This window comes from Alteromonas sp. ABH4_457, from assembly GCF_056160625.1.
Genome location: NZ_JBSWXN010000005.1, coordinates 107,278 through 119,774, shown reverse-complemented (window position 1 = coordinate 119,774; position 12,497 = coordinate 107,278). Strand labels below are relative to the sequence as shown.

At 50.0% G+C, this 12,497-nt stretch carries 9 protein-coding genes; 8 read left to right on the top strand and 1 reads right to left on the bottom strand.

The features are described from left to right. Nucleotides 1-170: 170 nt before the first annotated feature. Nucleotides 171-686, bottom strand: a complete 516-nt coding sequence (locus ACXAGR_RS13270; protein ID WP_474850951.1) for a CinA family protein — start codon at nt 684-686, stop codon at nt 171-173. A 329-nt stretch (nt 687-1,015) separates the two neighbouring features. Here ACXAGR_RS13270 and mutS point away from each other — a divergent pair, with 329 nt between their 5' ends. The 8 genes from mutS (at nt 1,016) to leuD (ending at nt 12,418) form a co-directional block, all read left to right on the top strand. After that, nucleotides 1,016-3,589: a DNA mismatch repair protein MutS gene (gene mutS, locus ACXAGR_RS13265; RefSeq protein ID WP_474851166.1), complete on the top strand. Its 2,574-nt coding sequence runs from the start codon at nt 1,016-1,018 to the stop codon at nt 3,587-3,589. A 166-nt stretch (nt 3,590-3,755) separates the two neighbouring features. Beyond that, nucleotides 3,756-5,387, top strand: coding sequence for a CTP synthase (locus ACXAGR_RS13260; RefSeq protein WP_303574471.1), 1,632 nt, complete (start codon nt 3,756-3,758; stop codon nt 5,385-5,387). Nucleotides 5,388-5,445: 58 nt separating this feature from the next. Continuing rightward, nucleotides 5,446-6,738, top strand: coding sequence for a phosphopyruvate hydratase (gene eno / locus ACXAGR_RS13255; RefSeq protein ID WP_119500443.1), 1,293 nt, complete (start codon nt 5,446-5,448; stop codon nt 6,736-6,738). A 78-nt stretch (nt 6,739-6,816) separates the two neighbouring features. Next, nucleotides 6,817-7,476 (top strand): hypothetical protein, encoded by a 660-nt coding sequence (locus tag ACXAGR_RS13250; RefSeq protein ID WP_474850949.1) that lies wholly within the window; start codon nt 6,817-6,819, stop codon nt 7,474-7,476. Between the two features lie 268 nt (nt 7,477-7,744). Next, nucleotides 7,745-9,304, top strand: a complete 1,560-nt coding sequence (gene leuA / locus ACXAGR_RS13245) for a 2-isopropylmalate synthase (protein WP_119500442.1) — start codon at nt 7,745-7,747, stop codon at nt 9,302-9,304. Next, nucleotides 9,305-10,402 carry a 3-isopropylmalate dehydrogenase gene (gene leuB, locus ACXAGR_RS13240; protein ID WP_474850947.1) on the top strand — a complete coding sequence of 366 codons (1,098 nt, stop codon included), beginning with the start codon at nt 9,305-9,307 and terminating at the stop codon, nt 10,400-10,402. 9 nt (nt 10,403-10,411) lie between these two features. Next, nucleotides 10,412-11,812, top strand: a complete 1,401-nt coding sequence (leuC, locus tag ACXAGR_RS13235) for a 3-isopropylmalate dehydratase large subunit (protein WP_349584831.1) — start codon at nt 10,412-10,414, stop codon at nt 11,810-11,812. Nucleotides 11,813-11,815: 3 nt separating this feature from the next. Continuing rightward, a complete protein-coding gene (gene leuD, locus ACXAGR_RS13230; RefSeq protein WP_474850945.1) occupies nt 11,816-12,418 on the top strand; it encodes a 3-isopropylmalate dehydratase small subunit in 603 nt (200 codons plus the stop codon). Nucleotides 12,419-12,497: the final 79 nt, after the last annotated feature.

Below are 12,497 nucleotides of genomic sequence, written 5' to 3'. Positions count from 1 at the left end.
CTGTCGTATTACGCTGCCACTTTTACTTCTGTTATTTTTTAACTTCCGCAAAATATGATTCGGTCAGCGCTTCAGTAACTCACGAAACGTAATTCGAATGTTGAGTGCATTTTATACTGTATAAGCATACAGTCAAGTAAGATTTCACAATTAGTCTGTCAAATCCCGTTTTATACAGCAACCAGTCGTTGGTACAGATATGAAACTGCATGGGCAATGGCCTGTTCCCGCACCGCTAACCGGTCACCGGAAAATACGTGACGCTGCGTGATGAGTTCACCGTCTATCATAAAGCCAAACCAAACTGTACCCACCGGCTTTTCCGCCGAACCGCCGCCAGGCCCTGCAATACCACTCACCGACACGCCAACCTGCGCACCACTCTCCTGAACAACACCCTGCACCATTTCAGCTACAGTTTGTTCCGACACTGCGCCAAATTCCGCAAGCGTTTCAGCTTTCACTCCAATAAGTGATTGCTTAGCCTCATTTGAATAAGTGACCCAGGATTGATTGAACCAGTCAGAACTACCGGAAACAGAAGTTAATACGTAAGCAATTCCACCACCGGTACAAGACTCAGCACAGGATAAATGCCAGTTCCGCCGGCGAAGCACATCTCCGGTGGCAACCACCTGTTTAAGTAAGGCACTGTCTTGTGAAACAGTTGAAAAATCTGCGCTCATACGAATAATACTCACCAATGAATTAATTCCGTTGTACCATTTTACACATTTAGCGGACGCCGGAGTGATTAAGTTCAATCCTGTCGGGGAAGGAATTGCTTCGTGTTTCCAATGCAGTTCCATGCTCCGGCCGGAAGCGCCTGACTGAGAAGGCGCGCGTACGGAATACGAGGACTGCATTTGAAACCGTCTGCCGCAGGGAAGCGGCAGTCGAGGCCCCATGGATGGGTTTACGCCGTGTTTCAAATGCAGTTCCGTCTTCCGGACAATAGCGCCTTCGCAAACAGCATCAACATAACAAAGAGGTTTTCTTGGAATCACATACGCCGATGATGCGCCAGTATCTGGCCATAAAAGCACAACATCCTAATATTTTACTGTTTTACCGGATGGGAGACTTTTATGAACTCTTCTATGACGATGCCAAAAAGGCCGCACACCTGCTGGATATTTCATTAACAGCCAGAGGCAAATCCGGCGGTGAACCCATTCCCATGGCGGGAGTGCCTTATCACGCAGTAGAAGGTTACCTGGCGCGCCTGGTAAAAATGGGCGAGTCCGTGGCGATTTGTGAGCAGGTTGGCGATCCTGCCACCAGCAAAGGGCCGGTAGAACGTCAGGTTCAGCGTATTGTCACCCCGGGTACAGTCACCGATGAAGCACTATTAGAAGAGCGCCGTGATAACCTGCTTGCTGCAGTGTGTGGTCACAGCATGCAGTACGGCGTTGCCACCCTCGATATCAGCAGCGGACGTTTTCTGGTGGTTGAATGTGACAGCGATGAACAATTGCTGGCCGAATTGCAACGCCTTAATCCTGCAGAACTGCTTTATCCGGAAGGATTCGAGGGTTTACCTCTTATTGAAAAACGAAAAGGTTTACGTCGCCGTCCCGAATGGGAGTTTGATCAGCAAACGGCAACTGAGCAACTCAATCAGCAATTCGGCACAAAATCACTGGATGGTTTCGGGATCAACGGCTTAGATAAAGCCACCGGTGCAGCCGGCTGTGTACTGCAATACGTTAAAGATACTCAACGTACCGCCCTGCCCCATATTCGCAGTATTCATCGTGAACAGCAGGAAACACGTATTCAGTTAGATGCCGCCACGCGAAGAAACCTGGAATTAACCTCGAACTTATCAGGCAGTCAGGAAAATACCCTGTTCAGCGTGCTGGATTCTACCGCCAGCCCCATGGGCAGCAGATTACTTCAACGCTATTTGCACGCCCCCATTACCGATCATTATGAACTCACCCGACGCCAGCAGGCCATCGGAAAACTGATTGAACAGGGTCATGAAGATATCGCCGATACATTAAAACGCATTGGTGACATAGAACGTATCATGGCGCGGTTAGCCCTGCGTTCGGCCCGTCCCAGGGATTTCTCCCGTTTACGCAATGCATTTAACGAATTGCCCGGACTACTCGACCAGTTATCCTCTCTTGAGGACCCGTTATGTGCAGATCTGGCCAATGCTGTGAGCACCTATCCTGAATTACAAAGCCTGTTAAATCAGGCTATCGTAGATAACCCTCCGGTTGTCATCCGCGATGGTGGTGTTATCGCTGAAGGTTTTAATGAAGAGCTTGATGAATTGCGGGCGCTGTCAAGGGGAGCCACGGACTACCTGGATGCTCTGGAGGTCAGAGAACGGGAGCGTACCGGCGTCTCTACACTGAAAGTGGGCTATAACAAAGTGCATGGCTTTTTTATCGAATTAAGCCGCGCAAACAGTGGCGCTGCCCCGGCAGATTATATCCGCCGTCAAACGTTGAAGAACACCGAGCGTTACATTACGCCTGAGCTGAAAGAACATGAAGATAAAGTACTGACCAGTCAGGGCCGGGCGCTGGCTCTGGAAAAGCAACTTTATGAAGGATTATTCGATGCCTTCCAGCCTCAGCTTACTAAGCTGATAAACACAGCGGAAGCACTGGCTAAACTGGATGTGATTCAGTGTTTTGCCGACCGGGCGACCGCGCTCGACTTACATTGCCCTACCCTCACAGATAACCGTGAAATCACTTATGAAGCCGGTCGGCACCCTGTGGTTGAGCAGGTCATGACGGACCCGTTTATTGCCAACCCGGTAACACTGGACACCAAACAGCGCATGCTTGTTATTACCGGTCCGAACATGGGCGGTAAATCAACGTACATGCGTCAGACCGCTCTGATTGTACTGATGGCATACCTTGGGTGTTACGTACCTGCAGAAAATGCAAAAATCGGCCGTGTGGATCGTATTTTCACACGTATTGGTGCATCAGATGACCTGGCGTCAGGGCGTTCTACCTTCATGGTGGAAATGACCGAGACCGCCAATATTTTGCATAATGCCACTGAGCACTCGCTGGTATTAATGGATGAAATCGGGCGCGGCACCAGTACATACGATGGCTTATCTCTCGCCTGGGCATGTGCCTGCTTCCTGGCAAGGGAGATTAATGCTTATACCTTGTTTGCCACCCATTATTTTGAACTGACACAATTAGCTGATTCTGAAGAAGGCGTGGTCAATGTGCATTTAGATGCCGTAGAGCACGACGATACCATCCGCTTTATGCATACTGTAGAAACCGGTGCGGCCAGCAAAAGCTATGGCTTACAGGTTGCCCAGCTTGCCGGCGTTCCCCGCCCGGTAATCAATGCTGCCCGGGCTAAATTACATGAACTGGAAAACCGGGCACCACAGGAAGACGCCCCGGCCACAAAGACAACAAAAACTTCGTCAGATTCCGGTGCTCCCACGACCAGAGCCGGACAATCGGAAATGCACTTTACCGATATGCCTGACCCGCTGCGGGATGCACTGAATAATTTGTCTCCCGATGAGCTTTCTCCCAGGCAGGCACTGGATTTAATTTATACGCTAAAACGGCTAAGTCAGGCGTGATACTTAAGGCTTTATTAACTTACCTGAAATAAACCCGCCAGACCAGCAGGCAAACAGATTGTTTGCCTGCTACTCTTTCGCTATAATATTGCGCCGTCCAGGTGCTGAATCCCGTTTTGCCAACTCTCAGCACATTAGCCATACAATCCAAAGCCTTAGGTTTCGCATGACAAATTATATTTTCGTCACCGGTGGTGTCGTATCATCGCTTGGTAAAGGTATTGCTGCCGCTTCGTTAGCAGCCATTCTTGAAGCGCGTGGTCTCACCGTTACGATGTTAAAACTGGATCCGTATATCAACGTTGATCCGGGAACAATGAGCCCAATTCAACACGGGGAAGTGTTTGTCACGGATGATGGCGCAGAAACCGATTTAGATTTAGGTCACTACGAGCGTTTTATCCGCACCCGTATGACCAAGCGTAATAACTTCACCACTGGCCGGGTTTACGAAGAAGTATTACGCCGTGAAAGACGTGGTGACTATTTAGGTGCAACCATCCAGGTCATCCCGCACATCACCAACGAAATTAAGCGTCGCGTTATCGACGGTGCAGAAGGTCACGATGTGGCAATTGTTGAAGTAGGCGGTACAGTAGGTGATATTGAATCACAACCGTTCCTGGAAGCTATCCGCCAGTTAGGTACAGAAGTCGGCCGCGAGCGCGCCATGTTCATGCACCTGACGCTGGTACCTTACATGCCGGCTTCCGGCGAAGTAAAAACTAAGCCTACTCAGCACTCTGTTAAAGAGCTGCGTTCTATCGGTATTCAACCGGACATCCTGGTTTGCCGTTCTGTTGGCGCCCTGCCGGCTACCGAGCGCTCTAAGATTGCCCTGTTCACTAACGTGGCAGATAAAGCCGTTATCTCACTGAAAGACGTAGACAGCATCTACCGTATCCCGGCTGCGCTTAAAGCACAGGGTATGGACCAGCTGGTTGTTGACCGTTTCCGTCTGGATTGCAAAGAAGCCGATCTGACCGAATGGGAACAGGTACTTTATGCAGAGTCTAACCCTACTGCAGAAGTGAATATTGGTATGGTGGGCAAATATGTTGAACTGCCTGACGCGTACAAATCTGTCAATGAAGCATTAAAACATGCCGGTCTGAAAAACCGCCTGACAGTGAATATTCACTATGTCGATTCTCAGGACGTTGAAACAAAAGGTACACAAATTTTAGAACACCTGGATGCTATCTTAGTACCCGGCGGTTTCGGCGAGCGCGGTATCGAAGGCAAAATTGCAGCAGCACGCTATGCCCGCGAGAATAAAGTCCCTTATCTGGGTATTTGTCTGGGTATGCAGGTTGCTTTAATTGAATTTGCCCGCAATGTAGCTGGTATGGAAAACGCAAACAGCACCGAATTCGATCCCAAAACACCGTTCCCGGTTGTTGGCCTGATCACCGAATGGCTGGATGCAGACGGCTCTACCGAGCAGCGTGATGCCTCTTCAGATTTAGGCGGCACCATGCGTTTAGGCAGCCAGCTTTGTCACCTGATCCCGGGCAGCAAAGTCTGTGAAACCTACGGCAGCGAAGAGATTTACGAACGTCACCGTCACCGTTACGAAGTAAATAATAACCTTCGTGACCAGATTGAAGCTGCAGGCTTGAAAGTAAGTGGTTTGTCCACCGACAAACGCCTTGTAGAAGTGATCGAAATCCCTGACCATCCATGGTTTGTTGCCGGTCAGTTCCACCCTGAGTTTACTTCTACGCCCCGTGATGGCCACCCGCTGTTTAAAGGATTTGTAGAAGCTGCCGGGAAATACCAGAAAGAAAATCACTGATTCTAAAAAGCAGAAGGCTTACTCCCGTTGCCTTTTGCACAAACGTTGAGGAAATAAAATGGCGAAGATTGCTCGCATTGTAGGACGCGAAATCCTGGACTCTCGTGGTAACCCCACTGTAGAGGCAGACGTTTACCTTGATTCAGGCGCAATGGGTCGTGCCGCTGCACCATCCGGTGCATCAACTGGTTCACGTGAAGCACTGGAACTGCGTGACGGTGATAAAAGCCGTTACCTGGGCAAAGGCGTAGAAAAAGCCGTTGCTGCAGTAAACGACATCATTGCTCCGGCGCTGGCTGGCATGGATCCACTGGCACAAACTGACGTTGATAACAAAATGTTAGAGCTGGACGGTACAGAGAACAAAGAAAAGCTGGGTGCAAATGCGATCCTGGCGGTTTCTCTGGCTGTTGCCAAAGCGGCTGCAATTGAAAAAGGCGTTGCACTTTACGAGCACATCGCTGACTTAAACGGTACGTCAGGTCAGTACTCTATGCCTGTACCTATGATGAACATCATCAACGGTGGTGAGCACGCTGACAACAACGTAGACATTCAGGAATTCATGGTTCAGCCAGTTGGTGCCAAGAGCTTCAAAGAAGCCCTGCGCATGGGTGCGGAAATTTTCCATAACCTGAAAAAAGTACTGTCTGCTAAAGGCCTGAACACAGCAGTAGGTGACGAAGGTGGTTTTGCACCTAACCTGAGCTCTAACGCTGAAGCGCTGGCTGTTATTGTAGAAGCCGTTGAAAAAGCGGGCTACAAAATGAACGAAGACATCACGCTGGCACTGGACTGTGCGGCGTCGGAATTCTACAAAGACGGCAAATATGTCCTGTCTGGTGAAGACAAATCTTTTGACTCAGAAACCTTTGGTGACTACCTGGCTGAACTGGCTGAACAGTACCCTATCGTTTCTATCGAAGACGGTCTGGACGAGAGTGACTGGGACGGTTGGGCAAGCCTGACTAAGAAGATTGGTGACAAAGTACAACTGGTTGGTGACGACCTGTTTGTGACTAACACCAAAATCCTGTCCCGTGGTATTGAGAATGGTATCGGTAACTCCATCCTGATTAAATTCAACCAGATCGGTTCACTGACCGAAACCCTGAATGCAATCAAGATGGCGAAAGATGCAGGTTTTACTGCGGTTATCTCTCACCGTTCAGGTGAAACCGAAGATGCGACTATCGCAGACCTGGCGGTTGGTACTGCAGCGGGTCAAATTAAGACCGGTTCTCTGTGCCGTTCTGACCGTGTTGCCAAGTACAACCAGTTACTGCGTATCGAGCAGGCACTGGGCGACAAAGCGGTATATCCGGGTCGCAGTGCAATCAAAGGTCAATAATGACTATGAACGGGTAGCGCTGGCTACCCGTTCTTTTTAATGCTACTTTACTGATATTCTTCATAATCCTTTGTAGCCATGTCGTCAGGTTCTCACACGTCGTCCAGTCAGACTGATATTTTTGCTGCCACCGGCGCAACCGACGATTCTCCGGTCTTCACAGAAATTTGTAATGCCCTTTACGAGCGCGAGTTGCTGGTGCTTTCACAAGCGTCCGCTGCGCAGATATCCTACCTCCAACGCAGACTGGCCGCACTCCCTCACCGGATCCAACGGGCAGCCCACTATCTGGCAAACCACAAAACACCGCTTGCAGTAGACAGTCACAACGGTACCTGGCAATGTAAACAGGCACCTAAATGTCCAGCCCATAAAATTACGCCGGAGGACACGCAAACCTGGTATACAGGCCATGCAGCCTATGGTTTACCCGTACCGGTAAGATTACTTCGCTTTGATGAAGAGCATATCGAGCTGGACTCTATTGACCGTGTTCAGCCTGAGAATGAAATGGTGCACACCAATAAATATGGCTGGTTTACCTTTGATGGTGTAAGTCAGGCCAACAATACCGACACCGACTATATGTTATTGAAACCCACCAAAGCTGTGATGTCTGCCGCATGCTGCGGACACCGCTGGAATCACAAAGGCAGACTGGCCCCACGCACACTCTCATTAAGAGAATTATTGCTTTCCACCACGGTAAAGTGGAAAAAATTCACCTTAAATACCTGACCAACCAAACAGAGTTAGGATAAATATAACCAATTATTATATTCATGATGGCAAAGAAAGGTTGACCTGTGGCCCCTGTATGGTTACATTGACGGCTATCAATTGGATGCCCGTGAAATTCGCATAATTATGCAACATTTTTTACTTTCTCTTCTACTCCTTATGGCAGCAAGACTGCACGGGTAGAATGCATCCAGTAAGAGGAATTACAATAAACCCGTGCATCGCACGGGTTTTTTTTTACTAATTATCACCACGAGTACAAGCCATGACGAATCAGGTAAAAATCTTTGATACCACGTTACGCGACGGCGAGCAGGCACTGCCCGCCAGTTTAAGTGCCAAAGAAAAATTGCAGATCGCTCTGGCCCTCGAACGTCTGGGCGTAGACATCATCGAAGCGGGTTTCCCGGTATCTTCGCCGGGTGATTTTAAATCCGTGCAGATGATTGCCCGCGAAGTGAAAAACAGTGTGGTTTGCGGTTTATCCCGTGCCCTTGAAAAAGACATCGATGCATGTGGCCAGGCGCTGAGTGTCGCTGAACAATTCCGTATCCATACCTTTATCGCCACATCTGAAATTCATGTTGGCGCCAAACTCAGAAAATCTCAGGACGAAGTCGTTGATATGGCAGTGGCTGCAGTAAAGCATGCCCGCCGCTACACCGACGATGTGGAATTTTCCTGTGAAGATGCCGGCCGTACCCACATCGATTATCTTTGCCGCATGGTTGAAGCCGCCATCAATGCCGGTGCCACTACCGTAAATATTCCGGATACCGTGGGCTACACAACACCCACCGAGTTCGGCGGCATCATCGGCAACCTGTTTAACCGCGTACCGAATATCGATAAAGCCACGATTTCCGTGCACTGTCACAACGATTTAGGTCTGGCGGTTGCCAACTCGCTGGCGGCTGTCGAGCAAGGTGCACGTCAGGTAGAATGTACCATTAACGGTATCGGTGAGCGTGCAGGAAACTGTTCACTGGAAGAAATCGCGATGATACTGCAAACCCGCGAAGCCATGCTGGGCATGCAAACCAACATCAATTCCACTGAAATTTTCCGTACCTCCAAGCTGGTCAGCCAGTTGTGTAATATGCCGGTTCAGTCGAACAAAGCCATTGTGGGCGCGAATGCCTTCAGTCACTCCTCAGGTATCCACCAGGACGGTGTATTAAAAGCGCAAAATACCTATGAAATCATGACACCGGAAAGTGTGGGTATTAACAAAAACAACCTGAACCTGACATCACGCTCCGGTCGTCACGTTATCAAGCACCGTTTGACAGAGTTGGGCTACAAGGCGGAAGACTACGACCTGGAAACGGTTTACACCGCATTCCTTGCGCTGGCCGATAAGAAAGGTCAGGTTTACGACTATGATTTGGAAGCCTTGCTGTTTTTCGATCAGCAAAAACACGAAGACGCGTATTACCAGCTGTCTTATCTGCAGGCCAACTCTGGCCGGGAAATCATTCCCAGTGCCACTGTACGTTTACAGGTCGGCAGCGAAACCGTTACCAAAACAGCCATCGGTAACGGTCCGGTGGATGCCGCCTTTAATGCCATTATTTCTATTCTGGGCCATGAAGACCTGGAAGTGGTGGACTTCAAACTGGACTCGAAAGGTGAAGGTGCTGACGCCCTTGCCCAGGTCGGTGTTATCGCCGAGTACAAAGGCCGCCGTTTCCACGGTATCGGCCTGGCCACAGACATTGTCGAAGCCGGGGTTAAAGCCCTTATCTTCGTACTGAACAATACACATGTTGCTGACCAGATTGATCAGCAAAAGATTCAACAAGAACGCGTTGCAGGAGTATAAATGAGCGAATTCAATATTGCCGTACTCGCCGGAGACGGTATCGGCCCGGAAGTCATGCAGGAAGCCAACAAGGTCCTGGATGCCGTTGAGAGCAAATTCAAAGTGACTTTCAACCGGACCGCGTATCCGGTAGGTGGCTATGCCATTGATACTGAAGGTGAAGCATTACCGCCAGCCACTCTGCAAGGTTGTGAACAGGCCGACGCGATTTTATTCGGCTCAATCGGTGGACCAAAATGGGATTCCCTGCCACTGGAACAACGCCCTGAACGCGCAGCACTGTTAACCCTTCGCAGTCATTTCGATTTATTCAGTAACCTGCGTCCTGCCAAAATTTATCCGGGTCTTGAGAACTTATCCCCGCTGCGTGCAGACATTGCTGCCAGCGGTGTGGATGTACTGGTTGTCCGCGAGCTGACCAGCGGTATCTATTTCGGTCAGCCCAAAGGCCGTGACGGCGAAGGTGAAGAAGAATACGCCTTTGATACTATGCGCTACTCCAAACGGGAAATTCGCAGAATCGCGGTATCAGCCTTCGAAGCTGCGCAAAAGCGCCGTGGCAAAGTTACCTCGGTAGATAAAGCCAACGTACTGGTATGCAGCCGTTTGTGGCGCGAAGTCACTGAAGAAGTCGCCAAAAACTATCCTGATGTGGAACTTGAGCACATCTATATTGATAACGCGACCATGCAGGTGATGAAAAACCCGGCCCAGTTCGACGTGATGTTATGCTCTAACCTGTTCGGCGACATCATTTCAGACGAATGCGCCATGATGACCGGTTCTATGGGCCTGCTGGCATCAGCCAGTATGAACGAAGAAGGCTTTGGCTTATACGAGCCGGCCGGTGGTTCAGCACCGGATATTGCCGGCCAGGGTATTGCTAACCCTATCGCTCAGGTGCTGTCTGCAGCCATGATGTTGCGTTTCAGCTTAAACCTGCAAGATGCTGCAGACGCTATCGAAAAAGCGGTTGTAGCCACGTTAGAAGCCGGTGTATTAACCGGAGAATTGTTACCTGAGGACAAACGCGCACAGGCGTCCACCACGGCTCAGGTTGGCGATGAAATTGTCAAACAGATTTTAAATCAGGAGTAACAGACCGTCATGGCCAAGACCTTATATGACAAAGTCTGGGAAGCACACGTTGTAGACCAGATTGGCGAAGACAGCTTATTGTATATCGATCGTCACCTGATCCATGAAGTGACTTCGCCTCAGGCCTTCGCAGGTTTGAATGAAAAAGGCCGTAAAGTGCGTCGACCTGACCGTACATTCGGCACCATGGACCACAGTATCTCTACCCGCTCGCTGGCCATTGACGCCTGCGGTCCGCAAAATGCGTTACAGTTACAAACGCTGGCGAAGAACTGTGAAGAACATGGCGTTAAGCTATTCCCGGTGGGTCACCAGAAACAAGGGATAGTTCACGTAATGGGTCCTGAACTGGGTTTAATCCTGCCCGGCGTTACCGCAGTATGTGGTGACTCGCACACCGCAACCCACGGGGCATTCGGGGCCTTAGCATTCGGTATCGGTACATCTCAGGTTGAGCATGTACTCGCCACACAAACTCTGAAGCAAAGTAAAGCGAAAAGCATGCTGATTAATGTGCACGGTAAATTACCGGTGGGCATTACGGCAAAAGATATCATTCTGGCCATTATCGGCAAAATCGGACACGCCGGCGCTACCGGTTATGTTATCGAGTACGCCGGTGAAGCCATCCGCTCTCTGACCATGGAAGAGCGCATGACTATCTGTAACATGAGTATCGAAGCCGGAGCGAAAGCCGGTATGGTTGCCCCGGATGAGACCACATTTAACTACGTGAAAGGCCGTGAATATGCACCCTCCGGCGAAGCGTGGGATGACGCCGTTGCATACTGGAAAACACTGTACAGTGAAGATGGCGCGAAATTCGACAGCGTTGTTGAATTAAATGCCGCTGATATCGCACCACAGGTCACCTGGGGCACTAACCCGGGTCAGGTAATTGGTGTGGATACACCGGTACCTGCAGCTGACTCCTTCAGCGATGCGGTAGAGAAAGAGAGCGCGAGAAAAGCCCTGTCATACATGGGCTTATCTGCCGGCGATAAGCTGGAAGATGTGGCCATCAGTCATGTATTTATCGGCTCTTGTACCAATGGTCGTATTGAAGACATGCGTGCTGCTGCATTCATCGCCAAACAGGGCAAAGTCGCTGACAACGTCACCGCGATTGTTGTGCCGGGCTCCGGTGCGGTTAAACGTCAGGCGGAAGCAGAAGGTCTGGATAAAATCTTTACCGATGCAGGGTTCGAGTGGCGTTTGCCGGGTTGTTCGATGTGTCTGGGCATGAATGATGACATTCTTCAGGCCGGTGACCGTTGTGCTTCAACCAGTAACCGTAACTTCGAAGGCCGTCAGGGCCGCGGTGCCCGCACTCACCTGGTGAGCCCTGCGATGGCAGCTGCCGCTGCATTAAAAGGCCGTTTCGCCGATGTCAGAGAATTTCAGGAGTAAGTCATGAGTCAAGGTTTTACTACACACACCGGCCGCGCCTGCCCCCTTGATCAGGCTAACGTCGATACGGATCAGATCATCCCGAAACAGTTCCTTACTGGCGTAACACGCAGCGGATACGGTAAACATTTGTTCCACGACTGGCGCTATCTGGACTTACATGAAAAAGAACCCAATCCTGATTTCGTGTTAAATAAACCGGAACATGCCGGCGCAAGTATTCTGATGTCGCGGGAAAATTTTGGTTGTGGTTCCAGCCGGGAACACGCGCCCTGGGCACTGGCAGATTTTGGTTTTGATGCCGTTATCGCCACATCCTTCGCTGACATTTTCTACGGCAACTGCATTAACAACCAGTTGCTGCCGGTAGCGCTGACATCAGCGCAAATGGATGAGCTGTTTGCCATTGTCAAAGCCAATCCGGATACCGCTGTGGAAATCGATTTGCCGGCACAAACAGTGAAAGCAGGCGATGCAGTATTCAGCTTTGACATCCTTGCACACCACAAAAACAATCTGATCAAAGGCTTAGATGCTATTGGTCAGACGCTGGAACTGACAGAGACCATCGAATCATACGAAAGTAGACAGCCAGTCTGGCTTTAATTTTTTCGATATCAACTATACTCAAAGGGCGATGCATCAGCATCGCCCTTTTTTTTCGGCCCCGGCTTCTGCTCAGGTA